This window comes from Stenotrophomonas sp. KH_029 (assembly GCF_057839765.1).
The window spans coordinates 3,522,665-3,537,382 of record NZ_CM174498.1; the positions used below are offsets into that span (position 1 = coordinate 3,522,665).

Genomic DNA, 14,718 nt, shown 5'->3' on the forward strand with positions numbered 1-14,718 from the left:
GGCATGGGTGCGCGCGCGGCTTTGCGCCACCATCGTGCTCCCCCTTTGCAGGCTTCTGCGGCACTCCCCCATGTTCAAGCACATCCTGGTCGCCCTTGATGGCGGTCCCCAGCACGCACAGGTGCTGGCCCTGGCCGGCTCGCTGGCCACGCCCCGCACCCGGCTGCACCTGGTGTGCGTGCTCGACCCCTCCTATGCGCTGGACGATGACACACCGCGCAGCGACACAACCGAGTACCGCGCCGCCGATGACCAGCGCCGCCAGGCGGTGCAGTTGTTGGACACCGCACTGGCCGACCTGCGCGAGCGTGGCATTGACGCGGTGGCCCGCCATCCGGCCGGCGACCCGGCCGAGGTGTTGTGCGCACAGGCACGGCAGCATGGCTGCGACCTGATCGTCATCGGCCACCGGCATCTTTCCCGGGTGGAACGCCTGTTCGACCGCTCCGTCGGCCAATGGACCATCGACCATGCGCCCTGCCCGGTGCTGGTGGAGGTCCGCGACGCCGGCTCCTGAGCCCCGCGCGGTCGCGCTGCACACTCAGCCGGCGCGCAGCGCTTCCACCAGCGCACGGCTGGCCGCCGACTGCCGCCGGTGCGGTGCATACACCACCGAAAACGGCCGGCTGCGCCCGCGCAGCGCCGGCAGCACCTCGACCAGTTCGCCGCGCGCGATCGCCGCGCCGACGATGAAGTCGTAGCTCTGGCAGATGCCCAAGCCCGCCGCGGCTAGCGACACCACGCCCAATACATCGTCGGACACGGTGAGCGCTGGCGGTGGCGACCATTCCACGTCACCGCCCTGGTCGCGCAGCGCCCACACCGCGATGCGCCCGCTGCTGGGCATCACGAAGGGCAGGCAACGATGCTGCCGCAGGTCATCCAGCGCCTGCGGCACGCCCGCGCGGCGCAGGTAGTCCGGCGATGCCACCAGGCACAGCGCCGCTTCTTCGAGCCGATGCGCCACCAGGCCGCTGTCGGGCAGTTCCCCCAGGCGCACCGCCAGGTCGAACCCTTCGGCGACCAGATCGACATTGCGGTTGCTGATGTTCACCTCGACCTGCACCTGCCGGTGGCGCGCGTTGAAACGCGCCAGCACGGCCGGCAGGCGGTAATGGCCATAGGTGGTCGGCACGCTCAGCCGCACCCGACCGGTCACGTGCTGTGGGTCGCCCAGCAGCTCGCGTCCGGCGTCTTCCAGTTGGGTGAACGCCGCGCGCGTCTGTTCGCGGTAGCGGCGTCCGGCATCGGTCAGGCCGATGCTGCGCGTGCTCCGCCGCAGCAGCTGCTGGCCCAGGCGGGTTTCCAGCCGCGTGACCGCCCGGCTCAGCACCGATGGCGTGGTCGCCAACTGCACGGCAGCGGCCGTGAACGAGCCCTGGTCGACGACGGCCAGGAAGGCCTCCACGTCGCCGAGATAATCGAACTGGCGCGCCATTTGATCCTCCTGGGAACAAGTACATTGTTTTTGCGCCAGTTTATGCGCATCCAGGCACCCAATACAGTGCCGGCTCCCGCGCAGCCCGCGCCACGACCGGAAGCCCACCATGTCCCTGAAGCACACCCTTGGCCTTGCCCTGGCCCTTGCCATGACCACCGGCACCGCCCATGCCGACAACGTGCTGGTGGTGCTGTCCGATGCCGACCACCTGGACCTCCAGGCCGGCCAGGTCCTGAAGACCGGCTTCTACCTCAACGAGTTGATGCAGCCGGTCAAGCTGCTGCTCGACGCCGGCCACCAGCTCACCTTCGCCACCCCCAGCGGGATGGCCCCCAGCGTGGATGCGTCTTCGGTGCAGCCGATGTACTTCAACAACGATGCCACCGCGATGAAGGCCCATGCCGATCTGCTGCAGCAGCTGGCCCTGACCGACCGCAACCGCTCGCCGGTACTGAGCCTGGCGCGGATCGAACAGATCGGCCATGCGCAGTTCGATGCGGTCTACATCCCCGGCGGCCACGCGCCGATGCAGGACCTGCTGCAGGACCCTGCGCTGGGTCGGCTGCTCACCCAGTTCCACCGCCACGGCAAACCCACCGCGCTGGTCTGCCATGGCCCGATCGCACTGCTGTCCACGCTGCCCGATGCGCGTGGCTTCGTCGCCGCGATGGAAGCCGGCCAGCGGCCCGTCATCGATCCGCAATGGATCTATCGCGACTACAACGTCACCGTGATCAGCAACCAGGAAGAAGAACAGGCCAAGCCGCAGCTGGGCGGCGGCAGCATGAAGTTCTATCCGCAGAGCGCCCTGCAGCAGGCCGGCGTGCGCTACCAGAGCAACGCTACGCCGTGGACGCCGAAGGTGGTGGTCGACCGTGAGCTGATCACCGGCCAGAACCCGGCATCGGCACTGGCGGTGGCGCGCGCCCTGCTGCAACGGCTGTGAACCGGGCCTGCCGCTGCGGTCGGCGAAGGCGTCGGTTACAACGGCATCGCGCCTTCGGCGACCTGGTTGCGGCCGCGGTGCTTGGCCAGGTACAGGGCCGCGTCCGTGGCCGCCACCAGCGCGGCCGGGTCGGATCCGCCGACCGCCTCGACCCGCGCCATGCCGATGCTGACGGTAACGCTGACCGGCCGCTGGGGATCCTGCGAAGGCAGGCGCAAGCGCTCCACCGCACTGCGCATGGTCTCGGCCAGGGCCAGCACGCCATCGCGGGAGGCCGACGGCACGACTACCGCGAATTCCTCGCCGCCGTAACGCGCCACCACGTCGGTGCCGCGCGTGGCGCAGCCAGCCAGCGCGGTGGCCACCGCGCGCAGGCAGGCATCGCCGAGCGGATGGCCGAAGCGGTCGTTGAACGCCTTGAAGTGATCGATATCCAGCATCAGCAGCGCCACGCCCTGGCCGTTGCGCCGTGCGCGGCTCCATTCGGCCTGCAGCGTCTGGTCGAACTGGCGGCGGTTGGCCAGCCCGGTCAGGCTGTCGATCCGCGCCAGCACGTCCAGCTGGTCCTGGCGCTCCAGCGAGCGCACCTGCATCACCACGCTGCGCAACCCCGAGCCCAGCGTGGCCAAGGCAAAGCCCATCACCGCCAGATAGGGATGGGGGCGCACCAGCAGCGCCGACACCACCAGCAACCCCGCCGGCAGGATCAGCGGGCTGCCCGCGCGCACCGCCAGTGCCAGCCGCCGTGGCGTGGCCACCGCCGCCCTGGTGCCGCTGCGCAGGGCCAGCACCGCCAGCAGCAGGAACGGCACATCGATCAGCAGGTCCACCATGCCACCGTAGCTGTCGTCGGCGGCGAGGTGGTTGATGTAGGCCGCCACGCCCAGGTAGACCCAGCCAAATACCGCCAGCGCGCGGAAGAACACCCGCCGCGCGGCGTCTTCGCTGGCCAGGAAACGCACCAGCGCGAACACCGCGATGAACAGGTTTTCGATATCGAACATCAGCCGCAGGCTGGCGATGCCCTGCTCGCCGGTGGCGTGCAGGGTGGCGAAGGAAAAGGTGTGCACGAAGAACAGGTAGCCCAGCAGCAGCGCCAATGCTCCGTCGATCACGATCAGCTGCCATGGCTCATGCCGCGGGTGCGCCATGGCGAAGGTCAGCGGCACGCCGTACAGCACATACAACAGCATGCTGGCACCGGGCACCGCATCGGCCATGCCCGCGCCGATTTCCTGGTACATGTTCAGCGCCATGCCACCGGCCCACAACAGCATGCCCAGCGCCAGCGCCAACCAACCCACCCAGGCCGAACTGCGCCGCATGCGCCACAGGCAGGCCAGCGCCGCCAGCAGCGGGGCGCCGACCAGGAAGGAGAACGACAGCGCCGTGGCGTGGCTGGGCAGCAAGGCCATGGCCAGTCCGTGGCAAAGCAGGTACAACGCCGCCAACCATGCCGCCATGCGACTTCCCATCCGGATGCGGTGTGGCCCAACCATACCGCTTTTCGCGGCAAACGCCGCCGCCCACTGTGATGCGCTTCACAGCTTGCACACGGCAATGCGCGCCAGCACCACCTGCCCCGCACTCAGCTGCGCGTCAGCGTTTTCACGGCCCCCGTGCAGACCGCTGCGGCATGGTGAAACCGACCCCTTGCCCCTGGAAGCACCCGATGCCGCTGCACCGCCCGCTGACCTCCAGCTTGATCGCCCTGGCCCTGGCCGCCACCGCCCCGGTGCTGGCACAGGCACCGGCACCGGCCGCACTGCCGGCGCCACTGGAAGAAACCCCGGCGGTGGCCACTACGCCGCGCTCGGACCTGCATGCCCAGGTGCTGCTGGACCGCGCGCATTTCTCGCCGGGCCAGATCGACGGCTTGCCCGGCTCCAACCAGCGCCGCGCGGTGGCCGGCTTCCAGGCCGCGCGCGGGCTGGCGGTTAGCGGTGAACTCGACGCGGCCACCTGGCAGGCATTGCAGCCGGACGCCACACCGGTGCTGGCCCGCTACACGCTCACCGCCGAGGACGTGGCCGGCCCGTTCCAGCCGGTGCCCAAGCGGCCGGCCGAACAGGCCGCGCTGAAAACCCTGGGCTACAGCTCGGTGGAAGAGGCCCTGGGCGAGCGTTTCCATGCCTCGCCCGAGCTGCTGCGCACGCTCAACCCCGGCGTGGACCTGGCCCGCGCCGGCAGCGTCATCCAGGTGCCCAACATCGCCCTGGCGGCGTTGCCGAAGGCGGCCAAGCTGGTGATCGACAAGTCCGATGCCACGCTGCGGCTGTACGACGCGCAGGGCAAGGTCTATGCGCAGTTCCCGGTGTCCTCGGGCAGCAGGCATGATCCGCTGCCGATCGGCACCTGGAAGATCCTCGGCATCTCCCGCGACCCGACCTTCCACTACAACCCCAAGCTGTTCTGGGACGCCAAGCGTGGCGACAGCAAGGCCACCCTGCCGCCGGGTCCGAACAACCCGGTCGGCCGGGTCTGGATCGACATTTCCAAGCCGCATTACGGCCTGCACGGCACGCCCGAGCCCGGCCACGTGGGCAAGACCGAATCGCACGGCTGCGTGCGCATGACCAACTGGGACGCACTGCAGGTGGCCGATGCGGTGGATGCTTCGGTGCCGGTAGTGATGCAGGAGTGATCCGATGAGCCTGCCAAAACTGCTGGCGCTGGGGCTGGTGATCGGCGTAGCCGGCTGGTGGTGGCTGGGCCCGCGCACCCCGGCGCCTGCCGTGGCGACGACTGCCCCGGCGGTGCCGGCCACACCCGCGCGCACCGCGCCGTCCGCCGCCGCAACCGCGGCCGCCGCGCCGACCGTGGCCCCGGCCAGGATGGCCGCCGCCCAGGACGCTCCCGGCGCCTTGCTGCTGCCGGTGCAGGGCATCACCGCCGCACAGCTGCGCGACACCTTCACCGATGCGCGCAGCGAAGGCCGCGTGCACGATGCCATCGACATCCTCGCCCCGGCCGGCACCCCCGTGCTGGCGGTGGCCGATGGCACGGTGGAGAAACTGTTCCGCAGTGAGCGCGGCGGCCTGACCGTGTACCAGTTCGAGCCGGGCGGGCAGTACTGCTACTACTACGCCCACCTGCAACGCTACGCCGAGGGCCTGGCCGAACACCAGGCCATTACCCGCGGCCAGGTGATCGGCTATGTCGGCAGCACCGGCAACGCCAGCCCCGACGCACCGCACCTGCACTTCGAAATCCACCGGCTGGGCCCGGAAAAGCAGTGGTGGAAGGGCCAAGCGCTGAACCCCTACCCGTTGCTGCGGGGCGGGCAGCCCCTGCCCTGAGCCGCCCGGGCCACCGGCCTGAACCGCCGCCGCAGGCCGCCGATGGCCCGGGCGCCCCGAAGATGCGAAAATCCCTCCCCCTTCCAGGCGGGCGCATCGGCGCCGGCCCCAGACCCGAGATTCCGTGAAGACCCCCCAAGGCTTGCAGGCGCTGATCGACGACGGCGTGATCGACCAAGTACTGCGTCCGCTCAAGAGCGGCAAGGAAGCAGCGGTGTACGTGGTGCGCAGCGGCGAGGATGTGCGCTGCGCCAAGGTATACAAGGACATGGCCCAGCGCAGCTTCCAGCAGCGCGTGCAGTACCAGGAAGGCCGCAAGGTGCGCGGCAGCCGCGAGGCGCGTGCGGTTGGCAAGGCCAGCAAGTACGGGCGCAAGCAGCAGGAAACGGCCTGGAAGAACACCGAGGTGGAAGCGCTGTACCAGCTGCGCGACGCCGGCGTGCGCGTGCCCGAGCCGTACGGCTATTACCACGGCGTACTGGTGATGGAACTGGTCACCGATGCCGAGGGCTTCTCCGCCCCGCGCCTGGGAGAAGTGGAACTGCCGCCGGAACAGGCCCGCGCCTTCCACCAGATCCTGGTCCGCCAGGTGGTGCGCATGCTGTGCTGCGGCCTGATCCACGGCGATCTGTCGCCGTACAACGTGCTGGTCGGCCCCGACGGCCCGGTGGTGATCGACTTCCCGCAGGTGGTCAGTGCCGGCGGCAACAACGCCGCGCGCAGCATGCTGCTGCGCGACGTCAACAACCTCACCGCCTACCTGGGCCGGTTCGCCCCGGAACTGCTGGACAGCTGGTACGGCGAAGAGATGTGGGCCTTGTTCGAGTCAGGCGAGCTGCTGCCGGACAGCCCGTTGACCGGCACCTTCGTGCACGATGAAAGCACCATCGACCTGGACAGCGTGCGCCACGCCATCAACGATGCGCGCGAAGAAGCCCTGATCCGCCAGCAGGGCCGCGAGGCCGCCGAAGAAAACGAGGACTGAGGCGGCGCAGCAGCGCGTTCAACCGCCGTGGTTGAAGCGCCATGCCGCGATGGCGATGCCCGCGGCCAGCGCCAGCCCGATCAACAGGCCATAGCGCAGCCGGAAGGGGATCGGTACCGCGCCCAGGCTACGCTCGGTTTCCCGCGTATCCAGCAGCCAGCCGTGGCCGCACTGCGGGCAGGCCAGCTGATAGCGTTTGGCGTAGACCATGCCGAACAGCAGGTCGAACTCGGCGTAGCGGTATTTCAGCTGCGGCTCGAACGCGGTGACCTGCTCGCAACGCGGGCAATGCCGCGGCTCGGGCGGGCCCACCACTACCACGCGTTTGCCCTGGCCGATCATGAACAACATGCCGCTACCTCCGTGTGTGGCGGCCGCATCATGGGCCAGCCGATAGATCCATCCGATCCAGACGGTCATGCCGTCGGCGGCGCCGAACCGCTGCGGCCGGACACCGGCGGGGAATCGTCTCAGCAGCGCCGACGCGATTCAAGCGGCGGCAGCGGTGGTGCGCGGCCGGGCCTCAGCCCATGCTGGCCGCACGCGACTGGATGACCTGCTGCTCGCGCTCGTCATGCAGCTGCTGTTCCAGCTGCTGCGCCTGCAGGCGTTGCTGCTGCTCGCGGCTGACCCCATCGAACTGCTGCAGCGATTCGTCCACCGGGGTCTGCGCGGCCTGCAGGGTGGGCATCAACGCACGCTGGTGCGCCGGATCGTTCAGCTCGCCCTGCACCACGAACACGTTGTGCGCCGCCGGCAGCTGGGCAGTGGCATTGCTGAGCAGCACATGGTCCACCCGCTCCAGCCCACTGCCCTTGGCCAGTACCAGCAGGCTGGCGGTCATGCGTTCGCTGGTCACATCGAATTGGCGCCCGTGTTTGGCGTCCAGGGCGGCTACCCCGTCGCGCACCTGCTGGTAGAGCGCGTGGTCGGGATGGCCGGCCTGCATCGGCGTCAACGCCGTTGCGGGCGTGGCGGGAGCGGTGGGAGGTGGTGTGCTTTGCGGGTGCGGGCTGTGCGGGCTTTCGGTGCCGGTGTGCGGGCGCGCGTCGGTCGCGGAGGCTGGCGCGGAATGCCGTGCCGGCGGGTGCTGTCGTTCCTGGAGGATATCCGGCGTGATCGCCGGGGTGGGCGTGGCCTGCGCTGCCGCGTCCGGCAACGGGCGCATCGGTGCGCCCTGCACGGAGGCTGCCGTGTGGCCCGACAGCCCGGGATGCTGATGGACGTGATCGTCGGCAGCGTGGCGCTGCATGGTCTCGGCCGGCGTATCCGGTGGCGACGGTGGTGCCAGCGGTTCCCGTGCAGCGGGCGCCACCGCCTGTCGCGTTGTGTCCTGAGGCTGGGCAGGTGGGAGCGGATGCTCCGGCGCGGGCGGCGTCCCAGGCGTTGGCGTGGCCTGCCCGGCAGCCGGCTGGCTGGGCTGTGGCGGGGCGGCATGTTCGGTGGCGGCCGGTGCCGGCGGCGCTTCCCGCTCGTAACGGGGCTGGGCAGCATCAGGTTGCGCGACCGGTCCGGCCGCTGCGAGGTGCGCCGGGATGCTGTGGGGCACGCTCGGCGGCGGCCCGGGTGGCACCGCCTGCGCCGCAGCGGCAGGCGGGCCGGGCGCATCGCGCTGCCGCTCCAGTTCGACCACCGCCTGCGGCGCCCGGGTCGCTTCCGCCGGCGGCGCATGCAGACTGACCGCCGCAAAGCTGGCCGCCTGTTGCGCAGCCTGGGTCGACACGCCCTGCCGGTTGGCTTCGCGCAGTGCCTGCTGGTAAGCCTCGCGCTGCTGCGGCGACAGCGCATCGATGCGCAGTTCCAGGGCATCGGGCAGCGGGTTTTCCCCGCCCGCACCAGCCGGTGCGCGCAGCGCCTGCAGCTGCGCGACCTCCTCGGCGGTGGTGGTGCTCCTGAGCAGCATGCGGTTGCCGCCGTCGGCGGCGAAGCTGGCAATGGCGCTGTCCGCGCTGGGCGCGTGCGTGCGCGGGTCGGGCATCAGTGCCAGGGTGAAGTCGTGTTGCAGCCCATCGCGGGCATGGTGGTGTTCCACCGTGGCGGCACTGGCATCGAGCTGCGCCTCGCTGCGTTCGATACCGTGCTGGGCATACAGCGCCGCCAGCTGCGCGCGCACGCCTTCCGGGGCCAGCTGCAGGGTGGCCGCCGCCTCCCGGGCCATCGCCCGGGTGTCCTGCACGCCGGCCTGCTGGCTCTGCCAGGTCAGTTCCAGTTCGTCGCGCAGGTTGAGCGTGGCGGTGCTGTCGAACACCGGCCCGCCGCGCACCCATTGGCCATCGTCCTGGCGGGTGTACGCGTTGCCGTCGCTGGCGCGCAGCGTATCGGCCTGCGCCTGCGCGGCGCGGATCGCCGGCGGCAGCGCCGGGTCGAAGTCGCTCCAGCGGCCCTGCGCATGGGCCACCGCGTAGCGTGCCGCCATCGCCGCCGGGGTATTGGCCGCGTTCTGCGCGATCACCGTGCGCGCCTGCTGGTCCAGGTCCAGCGCGCGTTCGGGCTCCACCGGGTGCTTGTGGATACTGGGAACACGGCCGTCCAGCAGTTCCTTGATCTCCAACTGCCACTGCCCGGACTGCGCATCGCGCACGAAGTCGCGCTGCTGCTCGAACGGCGCGCGCGGCGGCTGCGTCTGCGCGCTGGCGTCCAGCCGGTAGGGATCCTTCGGCGGCGGCGGGTTGGTCAGGCCCAACGCGTAAGAGGCGTTGGCGGCCTGATAGTTCAACAGCCGCTCCAGCCGCCCGGTAGCCACATACTGCTCGCGGAAGTACACGTCCTGGCCCAGCGCGGTCTGCACCGGCCGCACCTCCACCTCGCCGCCCAGCGCGGTGGTCTGTACCTGCTGCTGGTGCGCAGCGCGCAGCCAACGCCCATCGGCATCGCCCGGCTGGCGCGTCCACACCCGGCCCAGCGGATCTTCCTGCGTGTAGATCCGGTCGATATCCTTCTGCTCGGCCCAGCGTTCGCCCATATAGGCGCCGATCACCCCGCCGCCCAGCCCGGCGCCCAGCGCAACGGGGCCGGTCCAGGAGCCGCTCAGCAGGCCCACGCCGGCGCCAGCCACGAACCCACCCATCGCGCCGCCGACATTGCGGCCGACAAAATGCGCGGCGGTGGAGTCCGCACCGGTCTGGTTGCCCTGCGACTGCAGCTGCACCCACTTGTGGCCGGAGGTGGCGAAGTCGTGGGCCAGCAGCGCGGTGCCGGCGATGCCGGCGGCTTTGAGGCCGGGGCTGCCACCGGGATGGACAGTGACTCTCTCTACAGGTGCGGGCCTGGACGCAACCTCTTCAACCGCAACGCCAGGAAGGCGGATGCCCTGCGTTGGCGGATGCTCCCGCAGTACCGATCCACGCATGACACTGACTTCATCCTGCGCAACCTGGAATGCCATGCCGATATCGGCGCGCACCACCGCGCCGGAGGTCGACAGATTGGCGGCGGGGGGGAACCTGCTGGAATCGACACCCATGGCATCAGCGAACTCGCGCGAGAGCGTTACGGGAGCCCGCATGACCGAGAGTTCACCAGGTGCTCTGTAGATACCGCGTGGGGCAGCATCCAGGAACTGCGCCTGGACTGGATCCAGCAACGCATGCATGCCATCCCTTGCAGCTATAGCGCGCAGCTCTGTCACTGACCGACCGCCCAATGTCTGGACATTCGGGTTGTCCAGGATGGTCGGCAGCTCAACCTTGCCGAAGACCCGCTCCATGTTGGCCGCGGAAGCAACCACCTTGATGTCACCGCGCAAGGAAGCGGCGAATTCGCGGGATGCATCGCCCCAGAGGCAACCGTCCAGCGAGGTGAGAGAATTGGCAGCGGCTTTCGGGTCTCCATACTGAAAGCTCGCGGCCAGTCTTTCTGCTGCACCTGGGGCATTCCCTTCAGCGCGAAAAATTCTCGTCGCCGATCGTTCGATTGCCTGCTTGACATCACTGCCTGACAAAAACTCAGCGCGAGGCGTGGAATTAATAATAGGAACGTTTACTTCCCTGGCGACCTCAAGCGCAATGACCTCAGAATTTACATTGCCAACAGGTCGACTGTAGAGAATTCCACCCTCTCCACTAGCCTGAGCCGAGAACTGACGCGCAACCCCCCGGATTTCCTCCAAGGACCTCGCCTGCTGGATCTGGGCAATATGAGCTGAGAAATCGGTCACCATTATTCCCCAGCATGGTCCGAACCGACAAGCATCCATCCATCTTTGAAGATGACCTTGCCCATGAAACGCGAGTCCTCCGCCTGATCTAAAATCGTAGGAGGATCGACGAAATCGAGGCCAGCCTGAACTAGCTTAACCACCAGGGACCGAGCATTGACCTCTTCGTTCAACGTGAAGGTTTCGCGGGCACCAACGCCCGGCATATCGACGTCTTCTCCTCGCCCGTAGCCGAAAGCGCCTACAACGATGTTGTAGTCGCTATCGTTCTCCAGATACAACCTCTCAATCTCGCCAAAGAACTCTCTCTTGCGCAGTTCCAAGGCGAAAGTCTTCCGCCCCTGCTCGTCCCAGCAGCGGAAAGTCCCAGAAAACCTTGCCCTTCCCTCCGGGAATTGTATCCAATCAAATGTCTTACTCAAATTCAACCCTCCGATTTGAACCGCGCGAAATTCCAAATAGAATATGGCCGCAACGCCTTGACTGCCATGCAATTTAGCTCAAAATGCACTAACCAACCAGCCGCCATGCGCAGTTACACATCCAATTCAACGATTTCAGCGAAGTAGTTTGCGCAGCTTGTTGCATCATCTAACACAGTTCCCGGTGATTTCAGACAAGTAATCATTTGCTCAACCTGCTGCGGCTGACGCTTGCATGCTCGCACAATCGCTATCGTCTCGCAGGAGACCTGGGGCTCATTCCTCACTATCCGAAGTGATAGATTTCCTGCATCTCGAATGGTGCTATTCACAGCACAGAAGCTGGAAACTCTGTCACTCAACCGGCCCGGCATAGCCTGCGTCGACGAGCATCCATCCGCCCTGAAAAATGATCTCCCCCATGAAGTGGGAATGCTCCAGCTGGCCCAACTGGTAAGGCGGCGCCTCGAAGTTGAGGCCAGCCTCTATGAGTTGGACTATCAAGCTACGGGCAGTAGCCTCTTCACCAAGCGCAAAGACAAAACGCGCCCCCGCCCCAGGCACACCTACGTCGCGCTCCCACCGGTAGCCAAAGGACTCAATGACGAGGTTGTAGTCGTTGCCATTGGCCAGATACGTTCGCTTGATCTCACCGAACCATTCGATTCCGCGAAGCTCCAGGGCGAACGTCTCATGGCCGAGTTCATCCCATCCGCGAACGCCGCCACCAAATCGCGCACGCCCTTCCGGGAACTGGATCCAATCAAATACACTCATTGGAAGTGTTCCACCATCGACAAGGCATCGCGCAGGCATCCCGGCACCGCGCTGCCGCCGGAATCAAACAGCAACTGAGCCTGCAGGCGCTTGGCCTGGCCGACAGCATTCCGATTGAACGCATCCAACCCCGCCGCAAGCAGCGCCGGCGAAGCCTCGCTGGGCACATCGGCCACCACCCTCTCCAACGGCATCGGCCTCTACCTCTCAGCACACGGTTTAGCTACCGATACTAGTGTCAGCGCCAGACCCGTTGCTGTGACCGACCGCGCAGGCAGCACGATTGCCGCCTGCGCGCTGTCGCGATCAGCCCTGCAGTGCCTTGGCGTGATGCGCGATATGTTCGCCAATGAAGCTGCTGATGAAGTAGTAACTATGGTCGTAGTCCGGCTGCAGGCGCAGCTGCAGCGGATGGCCGGCGGCGGTGCACGCGGCCTGCAGCCATTGCGGCTGCAGCTGGGTGTCGAGGAACTCATCGCCCGCGCCCTGGTCCACCAGCAGCGGCAGGCGCTCTTGGGCGGTGGCCACCAGTTCGCTGGCATCCCAGGCCGACCAGCTGGCGCGATCTTCGCCCAGGTAGGCGGTGAACGCCTTCTGGCCCCACGGCACGCGGGTGGGCGCCACGATCGGCGAGAACGCCGACACGCTGCGGTAGCGGCCCGGGTTCTTCAGGGCGATCACCAGCGCGCCATGCCCCCCCATCGAATGGCCGCTGATGCTGCGTGCATCGCTGGCCGGAAGATGGGCTTCGATCAGCGCCGGCAGTTCGTCGACGATGTAGTCGTACATGCGGTAGTGCGCCGCCCAGGGCTGCTCGGTGGCGTTGAGGTAGAAGCCGGCGCCCTTGCCCAGGTCATAGCCGTCGGCGTCGGCAACGTCGTCGCCGCGCGGGCTGGTGTCCGGCGCCACCAGGATCACCCCGTGCTCGGCCGCATACCGCTGCGCGCCGGCCTTGGTGATGAAGTTCTGTTCGGTGCAGGTCAGCCCGCTGAGCCAGTACAGCACCGGCAGTTTCTGCGTGGCTGCCTGCGGGGGCAGGTAGACGGCGACCTTCATCTCGCAGCCCAGTACCTGCGAGTGGTGCTGGTACACGTCCTGCCAGCCGCCGCAGGCGGCGCGGTGTTCGATACGTTGCATGGGTGTCTCCCTGGCCGGGCGGCGGGCGCGTGGCACGCCGCCGGCAGCCATCAGTAGTGGACCACCGAACGGATCGACTTGCCTTCGTGCATGAGCGCGAAGGCATCGTTGATCTGTTCCAGGCCCATGGTGTGGGTGACGAACGGGGCCAGTTCGATATCGCCCTTCATCGCGTCCTCGACCATGCCCGGCAGCTGGCTGCGGCCCTTGACGCCGCCGAAGGCGGTGCCCTTCCACGAACGGCCGGTGACCAGCTGGAACGGGCGGGTGGAGATTTCCTGGCCCGCGCCGGCCACGCCGATGACCACCGACTGGCCCCAGCCACGGTGCGCGCATTCCAGCGCGGCCCGCATCACGTTGACGTTGCCGATGCACTCGAAGGTGTGGTCCACGCCCCAGGTGGTCATCTCCACGATCACCTGCTGGATCGGCTTGTCGAAATCCTTCGGGTTGACGCAGTCGGTGGCACCGAACTGCCGGGCCAGCTCGAACTTGGACGGATTGGTATCGATGGCGAAGATGCGCCCGGCCTTGGCCTGGCGCGCGCCCTGGATCACGGCCAGGCCGATGCCGCCCAGGCCGAACACGGCCACCGAATCGCCTTCCTGCACCTTGGCGGTGTTGTGCACCGCGCCGATGCCGGTGGTGACGCCGCAGCCGAGCAGGCAGACATGCTCCGGGTTGGCGTCCGGGTTGATCTTGGCCAGCGAGACTTCGGCCACCACGGTGTATTCGCTGAAGGTCGAGCAGCCCATGTAGTGGTAGATCGGCTCGCCGTTGTAGCTGAAGCGGGTGGTGCCGTCGGGCATCACGCCCTTGCCCTGGGTGGCGCGCACGGCCACGCACAGGTTGGTCTTGCCGGAGGTACAGAACAGGCATTCCCCGCACTCGGCGGTATACAGCGGAATCACGTGGTCGCCCGGCTTGACGCTGGTGACGCCCTCGCCCACTTCGACCACGATGCCGGCGCCTTCATGGCCGAGCACGGCCGGGAACAGGCCTTCGGGATCATCGCCGGACAGGGTGAACGCATCGGTATGGCAGACCCCGGTATGGGTGATGCGCACCAGCACTTCGCCCTTCTGCGGCGGGGCGACGTCGATCTCGACGATCTTCAACGGCTGGCCGGGACCAAACGCAACAGCGGCACGGGATTTCATCGGAAACTCTCCAAGACAGGGAACAGGACGGGACAGCGCGCGGTGGCCCGCACGCTTATTTCAGGTAGGAACGGATCAGCGCGCTCATGTCGCGCACGCGCTCGGCGCGCTGTGTATCGGACTGCGCCGGCTGGCCGAATTCTTCGCGCAGGTGGGCTTCCATCACCTCGGACATCAGCCCGTTGACGGCGCCGCGGATCGCGGCGATCTGCTGCAGCACCGGGCCGCAGTCGGCGCCGCCCTCCAGCGCCCGGTCCAGCGCATCGCACTGGCCGCGGATGCGGCGCACGCGGGCCAGGACCTTCTTCTTTTCTTCGGGGGAATGGGGCACGGGCGAATGACCATAGAACTATACTGGGGGATAGTATACATGACGACATGCGCACGTCATTGCG

Annotated in this window: 15 protein-coding genes; 5 read left to right on the forward strand and 10 right to left on the reverse strand. The window is 67.7% G+C overall.

The features are described 5' to 3' along the window. Positions 1 to 70 precede the first annotated feature (70 nt). Entirely contained in the window at positions 71 to 517 is a 447-nt protein-coding gene (locus AC3ITM_RS15745; protein ID WP_489266337.1) for a universal stress protein, read from the forward strand. A gap of 24 nt (positions 518 to 541) precedes the next feature. Here AC3ITM_RS15745 and AC3ITM_RS15750 read toward each other — a convergent pair whose 3' ends face one another. Continuing rightward, entirely contained in the window at positions 542 to 1,438 is an 897-nt protein-coding gene (locus tag AC3ITM_RS15750) for a LysR family transcriptional regulator (RefSeq protein WP_489266339.1), read from the reverse strand. Positions 1,439 to 1,547: 109 nt separating this feature from the next. Between AC3ITM_RS15750 and AC3ITM_RS15755 the strand changes: the two genes are divergently transcribed. After that, entirely contained in the window at positions 1,548 to 2,387 is an 840-nt protein-coding gene (locus tag AC3ITM_RS15755; RefSeq protein WP_489266341.1) for a type 1 glutamine amidotransferase domain-containing protein, read from the forward strand. Positions 2,388 to 2,422: 35 nt separating this feature from the next. Here AC3ITM_RS15755 and AC3ITM_RS15760 read toward each other — a convergent pair whose 3' ends face one another. Then, on the reverse strand, positions 2,423 to 3,802 hold the full coding sequence (locus tag AC3ITM_RS15760) for a GGDEF domain-containing protein (RefSeq protein ID WP_489266343.1): 1,380 nt from the start codon (positions 3,800 to 3,802) through the stop codon (positions 2,423 to 2,425). A gap of 257 nt (positions 3,803 to 4,059) precedes the next feature. Between AC3ITM_RS15760 and AC3ITM_RS15765 the strand changes: the two genes are divergently transcribed. The 3 genes from AC3ITM_RS15765 (at position 4,060) to AC3ITM_RS15775 (ending at position 6,671) form a co-directional block, all read left to right on the forward strand. Then, the gene (locus tag AC3ITM_RS15765; RefSeq protein ID WP_489266344.1) at positions 4,060 to 5,031 is read left to right on the forward strand and encodes a L,D-transpeptidase family protein; all 972 of its coding nucleotides are present in this window, start codon (positions 4,060 to 4,062) and stop codon (positions 5,029 to 5,031) included. 4 nt (positions 5,032 to 5,035) lie between these two features. After that, on the forward strand, positions 5,036 to 5,686 hold the full coding sequence (locus AC3ITM_RS15770) for a M23 family metallopeptidase (RefSeq protein ID WP_489266346.1): 651 nt from the start codon (positions 5,036 to 5,038) through the stop codon (positions 5,684 to 5,686). Positions 5,687 to 5,810: 124 nt separating this feature from the next. After that, complete coding sequence (locus AC3ITM_RS15775) at positions 5,811 to 6,671, forward strand: PA4780 family RIO1-like protein kinase (RefSeq protein ID WP_489266348.1); 861 nt, start codon at positions 5,811 to 5,813, stop codon at positions 6,669 to 6,671. Between the two features lie 18 nt (positions 6,672 to 6,689). Here the strand turns inward: AC3ITM_RS15775 and AC3ITM_RS15780 are convergent, their stop codons facing one another. From AC3ITM_RS15780 to frmR, 8 genes are all read right to left on the reverse strand, one after another. After that, positions 6,690 to 7,022 (reverse strand): hypothetical protein, encoded by a 333-nt coding sequence (locus tag AC3ITM_RS15780; RefSeq protein WP_489266349.1) that lies wholly within the window; start codon positions 7,020 to 7,022, stop codon positions 6,690 to 6,692. A gap of 172 nt (positions 7,023 to 7,194) precedes the next feature. Then, entirely contained in the window at positions 7,195 to 10,176 is a 2,982-nt protein-coding gene (locus tag AC3ITM_RS15785; protein WP_489266351.1) for an XVIPCD domain-containing protein, read from the reverse strand. Between the two features lie 653 nt (positions 10,177 to 10,829). After that, on the reverse strand, positions 10,830 to 11,150 hold the full coding sequence (locus tag AC3ITM_RS15790) for a hypothetical protein (protein ID WP_489266353.1): 321 nt from the start codon (positions 11,148 to 11,150) through the stop codon (positions 10,830 to 10,832). A 453-nt stretch (positions 11,151 to 11,603) separates the two neighbouring features. Further along, positions 11,604 to 12,026: a hypothetical protein gene (locus tag AC3ITM_RS15795; protein WP_489266354.1), complete on the reverse strand. Its 423-nt coding sequence runs from the start codon at positions 12,024 to 12,026 to the stop codon at positions 11,604 to 11,606. Further along, a complete protein-coding gene (locus AC3ITM_RS15800; RefSeq protein ID WP_489266356.1) occupies positions 12,023 to 12,202 on the reverse strand; it encodes a hypothetical protein in 180 nt (59 codons plus the stop codon). The genes AC3ITM_RS15795 and AC3ITM_RS15800 overlap by 4 nt, the downstream gene beginning before the upstream one ends. Positions 12,203 to 12,332: 130 nt before the next feature. After that, positions 12,333 to 13,163, reverse strand: coding sequence for an S-formylglutathione hydrolase (fghA, locus tag AC3ITM_RS15805; RefSeq protein WP_489266357.1), 831 nt, complete (start codon positions 13,161 to 13,163; stop codon positions 12,333 to 12,335). A 50-nt stretch (positions 13,164 to 13,213) separates the two neighbouring features. After that, positions 13,214 to 14,323: an S-(hydroxymethyl)glutathione dehydrogenase/class III alcohol dehydrogenase gene (locus AC3ITM_RS15810; protein WP_489266359.1), complete on the reverse strand. Its 1,110-nt coding sequence runs from the start codon at positions 14,321 to 14,323 to the stop codon at positions 13,214 to 13,216. A 55-nt stretch (positions 14,324 to 14,378) separates the two neighbouring features. Then, entirely contained in the window at positions 14,379 to 14,654 is a 276-nt protein-coding gene (frmR, locus tag AC3ITM_RS15815; protein ID WP_228885408.1) for a formaldehyde-responsive transcriptional repressor FrmR, read from the reverse strand. Positions 14,655 to 14,718 lie beyond the last annotated feature (64 nt).

What these genes read in the sequence shown, in the direction of transcription:
- AC3ITM_RS15770 (WP_489266346.1), top strand. Translation starts at nt 5,036, where the DNA reads ATGAGCCTGCCAAAACTGCTGGCGCTGGGGCTGGTGATCGGCGTAGCC.
- AC3ITM_RS15755 (WP_489266341.1), top strand. Translation starts at nt 1,548, where the DNA reads ATGTCCCTGAAGCACACCCTTGGCCTTGCCCTGGCCCTTGCCATGACC.
- AC3ITM_RS15795 (WP_489266354.1), bottom strand. Translation starts at nt 12,026, where the DNA reads ATGAGTGTATTTGATTGGATCCAGTTCCCGGAAGGGCGTGCGCGATTT.
- AC3ITM_RS15780 (WP_489266349.1), bottom strand. Translation starts at nt 7,022, where the DNA reads ATGTTGTTCATGATCGGCCAGGGCAAACGCGTGGTAGTGGTGGGCCCG.
- AC3ITM_RS15810 (WP_489266359.1), bottom strand. Translation starts at nt 14,323, where the DNA reads ATGAAATCCCGTGCCGCTGTTGCGTTTGGTCCCGGCCAGCCGTTGAAG.
- fghA (WP_489266357.1), bottom strand. Translation starts at nt 13,163, where the DNA reads ATGCAACGTATCGAACACCGCGCCGCCTGCGGCGGCTGGCAGGACGTG.
- AC3ITM_RS15750 (WP_489266339.1), bottom strand. Translation starts at nt 1,438, where the DNA reads ATGGCGCGCCAGTTCGATTATCTCGGCGACGTGGAGGCCTTCCTGGCC.
- AC3ITM_RS15745 (WP_489266337.1), top strand. Translation starts at nt 71, where the DNA reads ATGTTCAAGCACATCCTGGTCGCCCTTGATGGCGGTCCCCAGCACGCA.
- AC3ITM_RS15785 (WP_489266351.1), bottom strand. Translation starts at nt 10,176, where the DNA reads ATGCGGGCTCCCGTAACGCTCTCGCGCGAGTTCGCTGATGCCATGGGT.
- AC3ITM_RS15765 (WP_489266344.1), top strand. Translation starts at nt 4,060, where the DNA reads ATGCCGCTGCACCGCCCGCTGACCTCCAGCTTGATCGCCCTGGCCCTG.
- AC3ITM_RS15760 (WP_489266343.1), bottom strand. Translation starts at nt 3,802, where the DNA reads ATGGCCTTGCTGCCCAGCCACGCCACGGCGCTGTCGTTCTCCTTCCTG.